The sequence below is a fragment of the Marivirga lumbricoides genome, from assembly GCF_014636295.1.
In the GTDB taxonomy this organism is placed as follows: Bacteria; Bacteroidota; Bacteroidia; order Cytophagales; family Cyclobacteriaceae; genus Marivirga; species Marivirga lumbricoides.
The window spans coordinates 60,151-75,788 of the sequence record NZ_BMEC01000003.1; the positions used below are offsets into that span (position 1 = coordinate 60,151).

Consider the following 15,638-nt stretch of genomic DNA (forward strand, 5'->3'; position numbering starts at 1 on the left):
ATGCAGATTACAAAAACTTCGATAAAGCGACCCACTATGGTTGTGGTGCTATTTACGGTGTTAACTTTATTGGGTATATTTTCATATACACAACTTTCTTATGAGTTGCTGCCGAAATTTAGCCCAAACATTATTACTATTAGTACAGTGTATCCGGGAGCTGCTCCTACGGAGGTGGAAAACTCAGTAACGAAAGAACTTGAAGATGCTGTTGCTTCCCTGGAAGGTATAAAATCTATACAATCCACCTCTTTAGAAAGCATTTCTATTATAACAATAGAACTGAATAGTGGTGCAAACGTGGATTTAGCAATGCAGGATGCGCAAAGAAAGATCAATGCTATTTTAGCTGATTTACCGGATGAGGCAGATCCTCCCAGCCTCGGAAAATTTGACTTAGGAGATTTGCCTATTATGCAAATGGCTATTTATTCTGATTTGGGAAAAGCCGAATTTTATGATCTGATTAAGAATAGGGTGCAACCTTCTCTGGCACAAATTGAGGGTGTGGCTCAGGTTAATATGTTAGGAGGGACTGAAAGAGAGATTAAAATTAACCTGGACAGAAATAAATTGGATGCTTATGGAATAAGTCCATTGGCTATTTCCAGCACTATTAATTCCAGCAATCTTGACTTTCCTACAGGAAGAATAAAAAATGAAGAAGGACAGATTTTAATACGATTGGCTGGTAAGTTTAAATCCTTAAACGACATTGAAAATATAGTTGTAGCATATAAGAAGGATCAATCTCCTATCAGATTAAAAGAAGTAGCGGAAATTTATGATGACTTTAAAGAAGAGGAAATCATCAACAGGTTAAATGGAAAAGATGCAATCGGTCTTACTATTCAGAAGCAATCTGATGCTAACGGAGTGGAAGTTGCCCACAGAGTGGAGGAGAGTCTTCATCAGTTAGAAAGTGCTTACAAAAGAGAAGGGTTGAGTTTCCAGATTTCTCAGGATAGTTCAGAGTTTACTTTGGAAGCAGCCAATGATGTAATTAAAGATTTGCTTATTGCTATTGTACTTGTGTCTTTAATTATGCTGCTGTTTTTGCATAGTATCCGAAATGCAATAATTGTAATGATAGCCGTTCCTGCATCAATTATTGCTACTTTCACTATTATGCTGCTTGCAGGATTTACACTCAATTTAATGAGTTTGCTTGCACTTTCCTTAGTAGTAGGTATTTTGGTGGATGATGCAATTGTAGTAATTGAGAATATTTACAGACACCTGGAGCAGGGCAAATCAATTTGGCAGGCTTCCTACGATGGGATCAGGGAAATTGGCGGTACAGTAATTTCCATTACGCTCGTAATTGTAGTAGTTTTTGTGCCTTTAACTTTAACAGGTGGGTTAATCTCTGGTATTCTTACCCAATTTAGTATAACAGTAGCTACTGCCACGCTTATAAGTTTACTGGTGGCTTTTACTTTAATTCCATTATTAACTTCCAGGTTTTCCAAACTGGAACATATTAATCCTTCTTCCTTCTTCGGAAAAATTGTGAATGGGTTTGAAAAAGGGCTGGATAGCTTTATTGATTGGGTCTTAGGAATTTTAAGATGGAGCCTTAGCCACAAAATAATTGTATTAAGTATTACTGTTGTATTATTTTTTACCTCATTGTTTTTGGTAGGCGCAGGTTTTATAGGTAGCGAATTTGTTTCGCAGGGAGACAGAGGGGAGTTTATCATTAGAGTGGAACTCCCAAAAGATGCTACTTTGGAGCAAACCAATTTTAAAACACGTGAAGTAGAGGAGTACCTTTCTTCCTTGCCGGAAGTAAGAGAGATATTTACCACTGTGGGTAGAACAAGTGGTTCTCTTTCCGGATCGCAATCAGTTCCTTACACCTCAGAAATATCGGTAAAGTTAGTGGCAGCCAGTGAAAGAAATTATACAGGCCCGCAGGTTGCAAGGCAGGTGGAAAGAGCTTTGCAGGAAAATATCATAGGAGCTGAATATACTGCAGTGCCAATTTCAATAATGGGTACAGCCAACGATGCGCCCATACAGGTAATTGTTTCGGGTCCGGATGAGGATAGCTTGCAAGTTGCAGCCAACCAGTTAGTACAAATTTTGAACAGCATTACGGGTACCAGAAAAGTAGAGAGTTCCAGAGAAGAAGGTAATCCAGAAATTAAGGTGGAGGTTGACAGGGATCAAATGGCGGAGCTGGGTTTGGCAATGGATATGGTGGGAGGTACCATGCAAATAGCTTTTAATGGCAATGACAACTCTGCCTACAGAGATGGCGATTTTGAATATGATATACTAATAAGACTGAATGAATTTGACAGGCAATCTATTAGTGATGTAGAGAATCTAACCTTCACAAATAACAAAGGCCAATTAATTAAACTGAGCCAGTTTGCTACAGTTACTCAATCAGAAGGCCCAACTAAGTTGGAAAGAAGGGATCGTATTTCTTCAATAAAAGTTCAGTCGCAGGTAGCAGGTGTACCTTCAGGGACAGTAGGTGCTGCCTTACAGGAAAAAATTGCTGCTACCACATTTCCGGAACAAATAGAAATCAACTATGAAGGGGATATGAAAAACCAGAGTGAGGGTTTTGGAAGTTTGGGTATTGCTTTGCTTGCGTCTATACTTCTGATTTATCTGATCATGGTGGCTCTGTACGACTCCTACGTGTATCCGTTTGTAGTAATGTTTTCCCTTCCCTTGGCAATAATCGGAGCCTTTTTGGCTTTGGCCCTTACTAAAGGGACGTTGAGTATTTTCAGTATCATGGGGATGATTATGTTAATGGGACTGGTTGCTAAAAATGCAATTTTGTTAGTCGATTTTACCAACCAATTAAAGAAAGCGGGTGTCTCTTTAAGAGTTGCTTTGGAAAAAGCGGTAAAAATCAGATTCAGACCAATTTTTATGACTACGCTAGCCATGGTTTTTGGTATGATGCCGATAGCATTGGCCTCAGGAGCAGGTGCAGAATGGAAGAATGGTTTGGCCTGGGTAATTATTGGGGGATTAATTTCTTCTATGTTTTTAACATTAATTGTAGTACCTGTCATCTACTATATTTTCGATAGGTTTTTAGAGAAGACAGGGAAGAATAACAAACAAGAAATAATATTGGACGATACACCTGTTGAAGAATTTGAATCAGAGGCAGCAGCTTACGTTGATTAAATAAGGGAAAGGCTGGCGGGTACTTTAGCTTGTTGGCCTAATCCCACTTATAGCTATTAATAAATAAAGATTATGAAAAACTATACATCACTCAGAAAAATCGTAGATGTGTTTCACTTATACGGAATTAATTTAACGGGCAAGAGAAAATTTGCAAACTTTTACACCGATCTGAAAATGCAACACATTTTTGTTTCAGGCTTAATCTATGAGTTGGAATTGGCAAGTAATGGTCAATTAAATGACGAAGAGATAAGAAGTTTTACAACACCTGCTCAAATAGTTAATAGACTCATTGTTCAATAAGTAGATTTCAATAGTGTGGTTTATGTTTGGCTGAATTCCTTATGGGGTTCAGCCTTTTTTATTGGTTTATTTAGGATAGCAGTAGTGTCGTCTTTTAGGAGAAAAGGGGAAGAAGTATTTTTCTGCGGCAGGCTATTTTTGGTGAGAATCAGCTACAATGTAAACATTGTTCTGCTACTCTATCTGACATTTGTAATGTCAGATATTAATGAATTGGATTTTTAATAGTGATATTAAGGATGAAAATTTTGCTTTTAAGATACCAATCGGTATCTTTGATTATGCGAAATGCTGAAATAACCAAAGAGAAGATTTTATCGGAAGCCGCGGCCTTATTCAATGTAAAAGGATTTAAAGCTACCTCACTCAGTGATATCACTACTGCTACTGGATTCACTAAAGGTGCTATTTACAGGCATTTCACGGATAAAGAAGATTTGGAAGAGCATGCTTATGAATATATGTCTGAGCGGATGCAGGAGAAATTTAAAGCTGTTATTAAAACTAAAAACAATGCAGCTGATAAGCTTAAAGCTATATGTAGCTTTTTCTACAGTTACATCCATAGCCCAGTTATAGAAGGAGGATGCCCGATTTTAAATGCAGGTGTGGAATCTGATGATACCAAGCCAGGACTTAATAAAAAGGTGATTAATCTGTTGGAGGTTTTTCAAGGTTCGTTGGAACATATTGTCAGAAAGGGAATTGAATATGGGCAGCTAAAACCTTCAACAGATCCCGTTTCGTTTTCAACAGTTTTTGTAGCCACCTTGGAAGGAGCAGTTTTACTAAGCAAAATAAGAAATAGAAATAAAGAGATGAAAATAATTATTAAGCATCTGGAAACACAAATTGAGCTAATTAAAATATAAAAAAATTTAACAAATAAGATACCGATTGGTACCTACAGAAAGACAGCTATGAAGAAACTTATTTATCAATCTATTGGGTTTTATTTGAATACACTCAGTAAGATATCTCCTGAAAGAGGAGCTAAAGTAGGGTTTAAATTATTTTGTACGCCACAAAGAACAAAACTAAGGAAAAATCACTTGTTGTTTTTAAGTACTGCCAGGCAGGAAGATTTTAATTTTAATGGAATCAACATTAAAATTTATCAATGGGGATCAGGCCCTAAAAGAGTTCTTTTTGTACATGGTTGGCAAAGTCACTCTTATCGCTGGAAAAAATATATCCAAGGTCTCTCTGAGGATGAATATACATTAATTGCCTATGATGCTCCCGGCCATGGATTGAGCGGCAATAAACAATTTACTGTACCCCTTAATGCTTATCTGTTATCTCTCTTAAGCGAAAAGTACAATGGTTTTGATACTGTAATTGCACATTCTATTGGCAGCATGTCAGTATTGTATGCCAATGTTTACCATCCACAGCTACAAATAGATAGGTTGGTTTTAATGGCTTCTCCTGCAAAAGCAGAGGAGTTTTTTCAGTTTTATTTAGATTCACTCAATCTGGAGCCCCGAACAATGGAGGGCATTGTAAATGAATTTCAATTGTATGCAAAACAGGAGATCAAACACATAAGTGCATCTACATATGTCCAGGCCTTGCACATTCCCGGCTTAATTATACACGATAAGGATGATTCTGATACGCCTTATACAAATGCCCTTGCTCTTGAGAAAAACTGGAGAAAAGGAAAATTAATTACCACTGAAGGCCTGGGGCATAACTTAAAATCTGAAGAGGTGGTGCAACTGGTGATTCAATACTTACAGAATTCTACTGCTGACAAGCAATTGATTGCTTAGTTAATGCTTCCCCGGAATATTTTAGCGCTAACAATTCTTACATTAAGAAGGATCAGTTCTGTCCTTCTTCCAGACATTCAATATGATTTCTCAAATTAAAATGCAAACGTTTGTATCCTCTTAGAAGGAAAAATAACGTGTGTTTTTTGCTTTTGAAATAGGGTTAACCCCTCATCTTTATTATGTTTTCCTACGTTAAATTGGTTATATTTAAGAATCAGTGCGTTTTTTTAACAAAAAATTAAATAATAAAAGCTCAACCTTTTATGAAGAAATTAAATTACCAGGAAGAAGTAGCCACGCGTTTCACGGTTTATAACAGTCTGTTTCTTGATCTCCCATATGATCATATTTACAGAACAGGAACAATGCTGCCTATTCTCCAGCAATTAAGCCATTCTGGCTATGAAGAAGGGAAAGAACCGGCAGAAATCATCCAACAATTTAAGAAGGAAATTCTGGGAGCTAAACAGGAATCAGACTTACATAAGCTTTTGTTTCAGCTCATTCAATATATCGAAAGGCAGGTTTTACTATTTGATTCCATTGAGGATGCCGCTTTTGAGAAGATATTTAATATGCAAGGTAAGGGCTCTGTTAAAGAGCTTATAGGAAGGGTGCGTCATGCCAATAAAATGGAACAGTTAAAGGAAAAGCTAAGCACTTTTTCAGTCCGAATAGTGCTTACAGCGCATCCTACTCAGTTTTACCCGGGCAATGTTTTGGCAATTAATAATGATCTGGAAGCAGCTGTCAGAGCCGGAGATTTAAATACAATCAATTCCCTGTTACAGCAATTAGGTAAAACGCCATTCATCAATCGGGAAAAGCCAAGCCCTTATGATGAAGCAGTGAGTTTATGCTGGTATTTGGAAAATGTTTTTTACAAAAGTATTCCTGCTATTTTATATGATTTAATTTCAGAATTAGATGAACCATGGGAAGAATGGGTAAATCCTGATTTACTGAATGTAGGCTTTTGGCCGGGAGGTGACCGTGATGGTAACCCTTTTGTTACGCATGATATTACTTTAAAAGTTGCGGATCGGTTGAGGGAAACCATTTTGAAATGCTACTATAGAGATATTAGAGCCATAAAAAGAAGGCTTACTTTTAAAGGAGTTGAAAATCAACTGCAGGAAGCGGAAAGTAAAATCTACCATGCATTGTATGGAGATAAGTCAAAAGGATACAAGTCACCCGATGAGTTACTGACAACACTTTTTGCTGCATTAGATTACCTCAGAAAAGAACACATGGGGCTATTTTCTGAGTTACTGGAAAAATTCATACTGAAAGTAAAGGTATTTGGGTTCCATTTTTCTATTATGGACATCCGACAGGATAGCAGGAAGCATGATACGCTTTGGGAGGAAATAGTTGGGAAAATGGATGATAAAAGCACCATTAGCCAATATGAGAAAATGAAAGAGACTGATAAGATCAACTTTCTGCTAAACCTGAAAGAACTTCCAGGCGAAGTGAACGATTATGAAGAATTCCATCAGGAGATGTTGAAAAGCTTTGATGCTTTGGAAGAGGTGAAGAAGAGAAATGGCGATAGAGCTTGCCATAGATATATTATAAGTAACTGTCAATCCGCATTGCATGTAATGGAGGTTTTTCAGCTGGCCAGACTCAAAATGAGTGAGCAGTCTTACGGTAATCTGGATGTGGTACCACTGTTTGAAACTATTGACGATTTAGCCAATGCTTCAGATATCATGAGGCAACTTTATGAAATACCTGCCTATAGAGAGCATGTAAAGCAATGCGATAATAAGCAAACAATCATGGTAGGCTTTTCTGATGGTACAAAAGATGGTGGATATTTGCGGGCTAACTGGTCTATCTTTCAGGCAAAAGAAGCGCTGACAAAAATTTCCAGAGAGTATGGAATTAAAGTGATTTTCTTTGACGGCCGTGGTGGTCCTCCGGCTCGTGGAGGTGGAAATATGCACGATTTTTATGCTTCATTAGGTTCTAACATTGAAGATCAGGAGGTACAGGTAACTATACAAGGGCAAACCATTAGTTCCAATTATGGTAAAACGGGCTCCTGCCGTTATAACCTGGAGCAGCTCCTCTCTGCAGGATTGGAAAATCATTTATTTGCCGATGAAAATAGAGTACTTACTGATAAGGAAAGAGGACTTTTAGATGATCTGGCAGAGGTGAGTTACCAGTTATACAAGGATTTTAAAAGTCATCCTAAATTTACAAAATATCTTGCAGAGGTAACGCCATTAAAATATTTTGGAGATACTAATATAGGCAGCAGGCCCACCAGCAGGGGCAAAAAGGGTGAATTAAAATTTGAAGACTTACGTGCTATCCCTTTTGTAGGTGCCTGGTCGCAAATGAAGCAAAATATTCCCGGTTTTTATGGAGTAGGAACGGCTTTGCAATCAATTAAAGAAGAAGGAAAAAGTACTGAATTAAACCAGTTATACAAGGACTCGCTTTTTTTCCGGACCTTATTAGGCAATTCCATGCAGTCAATTGCTAAATCTTTCTATCCGGCTACAGCCTATTTAGGCAAGGATGAGGAATACGGAGAATTCTGGCATCTAATGAAAAATGAGTTCGATCTCAGCAAATCAGAGTTAGATGAAATTAGTGGGAAGAAAGGCCTTTTACATGAAGCCCCTGTTTCGCAAGCTTCCATTGCTATTCGCGAGCGGATTGTACTTCCATTGATCACTATTCAGCAATATGCCATTCAAAAACTAAGAGAAGGAGTTGACGATGAAGAGGTTTTTAAGAAACTGGTTTTAAGAGCCATGTTTGGAATTGTGAATGCTGCCAGAAATGCTGCATAGGTTGATCAATTTATGGCAAGCTTATGGAGCTGTCTTTTCATAAGCTTGCCATAAACCCTTCATTATTTTGATGAATGTACTGAAGATTAATGATTTGATAGGTACCCTGCTCAATTTTCTATTATAAAATTCTCATTTGCCACTTTCCAGAATACCTCTGGCGTAAGGGGTTTTGGTACAAACTCTTTCACAGCAGGAATTCTGGCAGCTCTTTCCTTATCATCGGGATTCATGCTGGTAGTTAGTATAGTTACTATTGAGCGTTCATGTATTTCCTTTGATAATTCATCATATTGTTCAAGAAAATCCCAACCGCTCATGCCAGGCATGTTAAGGTCTAAAAATATTATTCCAGGCTGAGGGCAGTTTGCATAAGCACCTCTACAAAGTAAAAAATCTAATGCTTCACTGGCAGATTTTACCGTTTGTATATGTGCATCAACACCCTCCCCTTCTAAAATAATAGTGTGGTAAAAATTGGTAGCCTCGTCATCATCTATAAGAAGAATACAATCTAATTTGTTACTTTTTGCTGTCATACTGTTTTTTTTAATGTGAAATAAAAGGAAGTCCCCACTTTTTTTTGTGATTTAACCCATATTTTACCTTCATGTAATTCTACTATTTTGCGGCAATAAGCCAAACCTAACCCAGTTCCTTCGTATTCTTCCACCGGATGAAGCCGTTGAAAAATAAAGAATATTTTTCCGTAATTCTCCTCATCAATTCCAATTCCATTATCCGTTATACAAAACTCTACCTTCTCTTTGCTTTCAATAGAAGTTATCGAAATAAAAGGTGGTTCATCTTTTTTCTTAAATTTTATGGCGTTGCTAATAAGATTTTGAAACAGCATTCTTAATTCAATCGGGTTGCCTTGTACCTTAGGTAATTCCTTAAACATAACAGTTCCGTTCACTGCCTTTAATGCTACTTCAAAATCTTCAACAATTGTTTCAATTAATTCCTGGCAATTAACTTGTTGTACCTCTCTTTTGTTACCGATCCTGCTGAATTCCAGTAAGCCTTTAATAAGGTGTGTCATTCTTCCTGTTGCATTTGTAACATATTGGAGGAATTTTTTACCCTGATCATCAAAACTTGTAGCGTAATTTTTTTCAATTAACTGAGTCATGTTACCTATAGTTCTGAGGGGTTCCTGCAAATCATGACTTGCAATACTTGTAAATCGCTCAAGTTCTCTGTTCTTAATTATTAATTCTTCATTCAAACGTTCAAGTTCATTTTTATGCGCAAAGAGTTCCTCTTGCTGCTCATCTAATTTAATTACTTTTTCCAATAATATATCAGAGCTTGCAGATAATTCTTTATTGATGTGTTCCAGACTTGTGAAACTACTCTTCGCAATATAAACCAATGTTACACTGACCCAAATTACCACTTGTGAGATCAGCATATTCACTTTATTCAATTCCTCTTTGCTATTACCATCCATTTCGCCTATATCAAAAGTTGAGAAGATAGTAAGTGCACTACACAGGGCCGCAGTATAAATAGTAGAGTATTTACCTGGCAAAAGCCAGCTGTATAAAATCACAATAATATAGAGGCAAGCTGCCGCTAAACTATTGTGTGTTCTCAAATCAATTAAGAAAATGACGTAGGTAATAACTGATGCCAGGAATATAAGTCCTGCATTTTGGATAAGCCTCATCGATTTACGCCTGGAAAGCATTAGTTTTTGCTATTGAGTCTTTGTTTGAGTTCTATGATTTCAGCTTCATACTTTTCAAGTTGCTTTTCCAGTTGGTAGGTTTTCAATTTATCTTCTGGTTTGCTTTTTATTAATTTTGGCAAATCACGGATAAGCACGAAAGCAGTAGCCAGGCTTACTGCCGCGGTGAGGAGGCGTAATAGACCACTAAGTCTGTAGGCAGGCCAGTAAAACATAACAGCATCAATCAGGTGAGTACTTCCGCACAAAATTATAAATGCACCAAATAGCCAAAAGACAGGTAAAAAAGGGAGGTTGTGTCTTTTTTGAATGAAAAAAATAATAATTGCGGGAATTACAAAATATGCTAGCCAAATGGCGATATCACTTGTAATATATAACCAACCATGAAAAGTAGACCATTCCCCGCATACCCATCGGGCAGGCCAATCGTTAGCTGAAAAAAGATTCTTGAAAAAATCGATTAATTGATCCATATTGATTGAAATTGAGTGTAAGTAAATATAATTTTTTTTCAGTTGAAATAAAAACTATGCTTACGTTGAAGCATTTGGTTTTTATAGCTGAAGAAGTAATTTATTTATCACTGAACAGGATTTTCAATATTAAATAGTATTTCTAAGAACGTAGAAGTATTTAAAAGAGGATTTGCTTTAAATGGATTTTTTAAAACGGACGAGTGAATAATACTAACTAAAAAGAGTAGGTTCAATATAATTTGATAAAAAAGTGGTGATGTTTAGATTTCATAAATACTACCTTAACTCAGTATTTATGTCTTTATTTCGTAACCCTTAAAATAGAGTAGGGTCTTGTAATCATTTCACCATGTTTACTTTTAACAGTCTCAATCTCTAAGAAAACCTGAGGTTCTTTAAAAATTGTCCTTTCCAGAAGAGCCAGTACATCCTCATCATTATATAACTGAAAACCATATTGGGTAAATGGAAGAGTTTTCATAAAATCTTTATGGCTGTAAGTAATTATGCAGGCACCTCCTGGCTTCAGTACCCTGTAAATTTCATTTAATGTAGCGGATGGGTTTTCCCAAAAATAAAGTGTGTTTACCGTCATTATTTTATCAAAAACAGCCTCTTCAAAAGGGAATTTTTCACCTGAGTAAAGATGAAACTGTGCTTGTTTCTGATTAATAAACCCTACATTCAATCTTTCAGCTTCTTTTTTCATATCTACTGAAATTTCCAGACCGGTATACTTTATAGAAGGTGCTAAAAGCATTATTTCGGATAAATGTTTTGCATTTCCGGGACCAACCTCCAAAACATGCTCATTAGCTTTTAACTCCAAATGATGGATTGTATTCGCAGTCATGCCATGATTGGATTGGTTCATCTGCTCTGCCATATCCAGACCTGCTTCCCCGCTAGGGCAGCTTAGCTGACTGGCTATACTTTTCATTTTATCCACTTCACTTTCCATAATTAATCTTGTTTCAGGAAGGTACAACTTCCGTTGAAAATTTATTTCTATAATCTACAGGGGATATACCTACATATTTTTTAAACACTTCCCTGAAAGCTTTAGGATCATTATATCCTACTTCGTACATTACTTCATTCACATTCTTTCTCCCTGTTTCCAATTGCAACTTGGCAGCTTCAATTTTAACCCTTTGAAGGTATTCCACTATAGAATTAGAGGTTGCTTTCTTAAATCTTCTTTCAAAAGTTCTTCTTCCAGTTCCAAAACGTTCAGCTAAGTCATCCACGCTAATTTTTGCATCATAGTGCTTTTCAATGTATTCCTGAGCGGCTACTATAATTTCATCACCATGGGCTTTTTGGCCTTTAAACATTGAAAAAGGTAGTTGGTTATTTTTAGAGATATCCAGTAGAAAGAATTTTGAAGCCATTACGGCCATCTCCCGGGAAGTATATTTTTCCACAATATATAGCAGTAAGTTCCAGTAGGTATTTGCTCCGCCACTTGAGTACAAGCCCTTCTGTTCACTGATCACCCTGTCATCTACGAGTTTTACATCAGGAAACATACTTCGAAATGTAGGCGCGTGCAGCCAGTGAGTAGAGCAGGTTTTCCCGGAGAGTAAACCTGTTGAGGCTAGCAAAAATGCTCCATTACATAAGCTCGCTACCTCTGATCCTTTATTATATTGTGATACCACCCATGGTAGAATTGCTTTGTTTAGTTCAATAGCTTCTGAGATGTCACCACTTGTGGCGGGCATAATGATAAGGTCAGTCGTTTCTACCTCTGTTAATAGTTTGTCAGGATGAAAACTTAGCAGACCATTGTTTAATCGGATTTCTTTAGTTACACCTACCAATTCTACTTTAAATGCAGGGGCCATCCCGGCTTGTGCATAGAACATGTTGATAGCAGAGAACATGTACTGCGGATCAACAATGGCAGCCGGTACAGCGCGTTCGGGAACAAGTATGGAGATGGTTTTCATACTTCATTAGTTTTTAATCTTTCATAAAAAGAAAAGTAATAAGTCTGGGGAGAGAAGTTCGTTCCTCATCATCAAAATATTCATTTAGTTGCACCAGTGATAAGCCGCTGGCTTTGGCTGGTTCTGTGAAATCTGAAATATGATGTGTGTAACAGGTAACAACTTGCGTCCCGGTTTCAGTCTCAAACCTTGCCTTCGAACCACTGTACTGCTTAAAAGGATGGAGTTCGCTTATATAAATAAGGCCACCTTTTTTGCAGCGTTGCACAGCTTTTTCAAATATGGGAAGCAAATTTTGAATATGCTCCAGCACCAGACTGAAAGTTATCAGGTTATAGTGACTTTCAGAAAAATGCCAATCCTCTGTTATATCTGCCTGAATAAAATTTATCTTGTGGGAGCTAACATTTTTCTTTGCCTTTGCCAACATTCCTTCTGAAAAGTCTACAGCAGTTAAATTTTCTACTTGTTCAACCAGCGATTTGGTATTCTTTCCTGTCCCACAGCCAATTTCGAGGCAACTGTTGAACTTTCTATTGGCTAGTGTTTCTCTTAAAGATAACGCTTCCAGGTCTCGTGTTCTATTCTTGTTGGTATCGTATTGATCCGCCCAGGAGTTATATGCTTGCTGAATATTCATTTGTATAAAGTTAAAGATTTTAATAAACTTCAGCTATTCTTTTTTTCCTTTTAGGAGTGCATAAATAGCCATGGAATGTCCATGGCCAAGGGCGTAGTTTTTTTTAAGCCATTCTACAATTTCTCCAGCTTTTATGGTGGGTTTCAGTAAGCCATTTTCCATGTAGCCTCTTTGTTCTGCTAGCTTTTGAAAATCCGAGGGGGATTTCCCTGTTTTACCCTGAATGTTTTTTAGATAGGCATGGAATGACATAACTATATAGTTTTAACTGCAGCTATAGTGTTTTTTTGTAATTTATGATAAGTAATATACGAAGTAGCCAGAATTGCGAAAAATACTATTGGGAAAATAGTTTGTCCGCCAAAACCATCAACTGCCCAGTGGCTTACAGCTGCAGCAATAATAGTGATGGAAAAACCTGCATAGGCCCATTCTTTAATTCTGGCTGATATCATTGGCAAGATGAGAACAATGGCACCTGCTACTTTCAGGATGGCCAGCAGTACTCCAAAGTATTCCGGGTAACCCAAATGCCTGATGCCCTCTTTTGCAAATTCAGTTTGACTTGTAAGTGCTACCAATACACCTTCAAATAAGAAAATAATACCTGTGGAGATCCAGTAGATGATTTTTGTGGGTTTAGTTGTTTTCATAATCTTTAAGGTTAAATGATAGTATAAAATTAATCAAAGCAAAGTGTTTTGAAGCTGTGTGGCTAAGACATAATGAAGGGGGGATTGCGACATTTAAAAAGCTTTAAACTTCTGTGACTTTTTTGTGATATCCCCAAGCCAAATTTGTAAAAACAAAAAGCAGAAATCATGAGAAAATGAATTACTATGTTAGTAGCACTTCCAGTATTTTTCGTGGCATGCAGTGACGATGAAAAAGAGATGTTTTTGATCGATTTCAGTCTTCTACAAGTTGACTTTACTGTATCAAGAACGGGGAAACATGTAACCTGATTTCGATTAATAAAATTGCTTCTCGCCAAAGTGGGAACGTTCTGACGGGCTTTGAAATAAATTAAGAATTTAACTCAGGTTAAAAAGCATTCTGAAAATTCACAGGGTGATTGGACGGGAGCAACCCTTTAGCTAAAGAAGTATTTTCTGCAATTTGGGCCATGTTTTTAGCAATTTGCAGGTTATCTAGTGTTGCAGCTTATACGGATTTAGGAGATTTGTTTTTTTAAATTTTCAATCTCTTCCAAAAACTGTCGCTCCTTTCTTCTCATTTCTTCCTGGGTGGCTTCCAGCTCTTCCATATTTTGCCTCATCTCCTCTTCCTGTGCAAGCATTTCTTCTGCTTGTTGCTGTGCTTGGGACAATAGCTCTTTTGTTTGTTCATTCATCTTCAGAGTAATAAATGTACTGGCCATGCTCTCAGCTAACCTCTCCACAAAAGTTATTTGATAAGGTAGTAACTCGCTAAAAGAGGCTATTTCCAGTACCCCTATAACCTTCTCATCAAGCTTTAGTGGTACAATCAAAATATTTTCGGGTAGGGCTTCCCCCAGTCCGGAAGTTATTTTAATATAGTCTTGCGGTATTTCTTTAAGATAAATTGTTTCTTTTTCTAACCATGTTTGACCTGCGAGACCCTGACCTAAAGATATTTTACGATCAATAAATTTTTTTCTATTGTAAGCATAAGCACTTTTTAAAATTAAACATTCCTCTTCATCGCTTTCTTGCTTTTCAATTAAAAATAATGCGCCTTGATTCGCCTTCAGGTATACAATCAATTTAGAGATGATTTCGTCACAGATTTCGGACAGGTCATTGTTTTTTCTTAGCAGTTCGCCCAACATGCTTAGCCCTTCGTTAGTCCAATTTCTTTCACTATCCATTTCTTTAACATGGATCATCTTATCTCGCATAACGGATAACCTTCCTGCAAGGCTTATTTCATTTAATTGACGGTTTTCTTCATTTAAACCCTCCCAGGTAACCTCAAGGTTTCCTTCTGAAATTTTATTAATAAAATCAGAAGCTTTCTGAAGTTGATTAATTGATCCTTCAATCACATTTTCAGCAGTGATTTTCTCTATTTTTTTTCCAGAATTGAAAAGGTATTTGCTATTGTTTTCTGCAAGCTCTTTGAGCAGGTTTTGCCTTCTTTCACCATCTTTATTCACCTTGTAGAGTACGAGGCCTATCGCTGGAATTCCCAATAGTACCATGGCAACCTGTATTATAATATTGTTTTGCATTGCGGCCTGATATCTTTCCTCTGCCTGCTGGGTCAATTGATCTTGGTAGCCATTGATAAGCTTATTCGTGGCTTCTATGGGAGGTCCAAGTTTGCTCCCTTTGTCCAACATGAAAATCTCTAAAAAACCTTCCTCATTACCATTCCTTATGTAGCCAGCCATGGTAGCATGATCATTCACTAGCATTCTAATAACAGATTGGTAGTCTCTTAGCGCTTGAATAGCTTCTTCATTATCAAAGCCTTGTGCATTCAGAAGACTATCCATTTTTGCAAAAGTCGCCTGCATTTTAGCTTTTAATTGATCAGGTTTAATGTACAAATAGCGCTCTTCCTTTGTGATGGCAAATCCACGTAGGGAAACGTCAAGCTCCCTCACTATATCCAAATGTGCATCTAATTGGAATTTTATTGCATTGGCAGCTTCTTTTACCTGAATTGTATCATCTATTATACGTCTGTTTTTAATAATTAGCAAGCAGCACCAAATCATAAGTACCCCAACAATTACCAACAAAATTGAGATAGCATTATTTAAAAACAATTTCCTTAACTTTTTCATATCTCTTGATGATTTTTGCTTTGC

At 37.0% G+C, this 15,638-nt stretch carries 14 protein-coding genes; 5 read left to right on the forward strand and 9 right to left on the reverse strand.

What is annotated here, in order from left to right; translation table 11 throughout:
• From IEV85_RS05040 to IEV85_RS05060, 5 genes are all read left to right on the forward strand, one after another.
• On the forward strand, nt 1-3,162 hold the full coding sequence (locus IEV85_RS05040) for an efflux RND transporter permease subunit (RefSeq protein ID WP_188460831.1): 3,162 nt from the start codon (nt 1-3) through the stop codon (nt 3,160-3,162).
• A gap of 72 nt (nt 3,163-3,234) precedes the next feature.
• Nucleotides 3,235-3,468: an acyl carrier protein gene (locus tag IEV85_RS05045; protein WP_188460833.1), complete on the forward strand. Its 234-nt coding sequence runs from the start codon at nt 3,235-3,237 to the stop codon at nt 3,466-3,468.
• A gap of 239 nt (nt 3,469-3,707) precedes the next feature.
• Nucleotides 3,708-4,340, forward strand: a complete 633-nt coding sequence (locus tag IEV85_RS05050) for a TetR family transcriptional regulator C-terminal domain-containing protein (protein ID WP_188460835.1) — start codon at nt 3,708-3,710, stop codon at nt 4,338-4,340.
• Nucleotides 4,341-4,388: 48 nt separating this feature from the next.
• Nucleotides 4,389-5,246 carry an alpha/beta fold hydrolase gene (locus IEV85_RS05055; protein ID WP_188460837.1) on the forward strand — a complete coding sequence of 286 codons (858 nt, stop codon included), beginning with the start codon at nt 4,389-4,391 and terminating at the stop codon, nt 5,244-5,246.
• A gap of 266 nt (nt 5,247-5,512) precedes the next feature.
• Nucleotides 5,513-8,068 (forward strand): phosphoenolpyruvate carboxylase, encoded by a 2,556-nt coding sequence (locus tag IEV85_RS05060; protein WP_188460839.1) that lies wholly within the window; start codon nt 5,513-5,515, stop codon nt 8,066-8,068.
• Between the two features lie 110 nt (nt 8,069-8,178).
• Here IEV85_RS05060 and IEV85_RS05065 read toward each other — a convergent pair whose 3' ends face one another.
• From IEV85_RS05065 to IEV85_RS05105, 9 genes are all read right to left on the reverse strand, one after another.
• A complete protein-coding gene (locus IEV85_RS05065) occupies nt 8,179-8,607 on the reverse strand; it encodes a response regulator (RefSeq protein ID WP_188460841.1) in 429 nt (142 codons plus the stop codon).
• Nucleotides 8,604-9,743, reverse strand: a complete 1,140-nt coding sequence (locus IEV85_RS05070) for an ATP-binding protein (protein WP_188460843.1) — start codon at nt 9,741-9,743, stop codon at nt 8,604-8,606. The genes IEV85_RS05065 and IEV85_RS05070 overlap by 4 nt, the downstream gene beginning before the upstream one ends.
• Before the next feature lie 20 nt (nt 9,744-9,763).
• The gene (locus tag IEV85_RS05075; protein WP_188460845.1) at nt 9,764-10,240 is read right to left on the reverse strand and encodes a hypothetical protein; all 477 of its coding nucleotides are present in this window, start codon (nt 10,238-10,240) and stop codon (nt 9,764-9,766) included.
• A gap of 304 nt (nt 10,241-10,544) precedes the next feature.
• Nucleotides 10,545-11,204, reverse strand: a complete 660-nt coding sequence (locus IEV85_RS05080) for a class I SAM-dependent methyltransferase (protein ID WP_188460847.1) — start codon at nt 11,202-11,204, stop codon at nt 10,545-10,547.
• A 13-nt stretch (nt 11,205-11,217) separates the two neighbouring features.
• Nucleotides 11,218-12,198: a GlxA family transcriptional regulator gene (locus IEV85_RS05085; protein WP_188460849.1), complete on the reverse strand. Its 981-nt coding sequence runs from the start codon at nt 12,196-12,198 to the stop codon at nt 11,218-11,220.
• 13 nt (nt 12,199-12,211) lie between these two features.
• The gene (locus tag IEV85_RS05090; protein ID WP_188460851.1) at nt 12,212-12,838 is read right to left on the reverse strand and encodes a class I SAM-dependent DNA methyltransferase; all 627 of its coding nucleotides are present in this window, start codon (nt 12,836-12,838) and stop codon (nt 12,212-12,214) included.
• A gap of 33 nt (nt 12,839-12,871) precedes the next feature.
• Complete coding sequence (locus IEV85_RS05095; RefSeq protein ID WP_188460853.1) at nt 12,872-13,090, reverse strand: DUF4287 domain-containing protein; 219 nt, start codon at nt 13,088-13,090, stop codon at nt 12,872-12,874.
• Between the two features lie 2 nt (nt 13,091-13,092).
• On the reverse strand, nt 13,093-13,491 hold the full coding sequence (locus IEV85_RS05100; RefSeq protein WP_188460855.1) for a DoxX family protein: 399 nt from the start codon (nt 13,489-13,491) through the stop codon (nt 13,093-13,095).
• 521 nt (nt 13,492-14,012) lie between these two features.
• The gene (locus IEV85_RS05105) at nt 14,013-15,614 is read right to left on the reverse strand and encodes a GAF domain-containing protein (protein WP_188460857.1); all 1,602 of its coding nucleotides are present in this window, start codon (nt 15,612-15,614) and stop codon (nt 14,013-14,015) included.
• Nucleotides 15,615-15,638 lie beyond the last annotated feature (24 nt).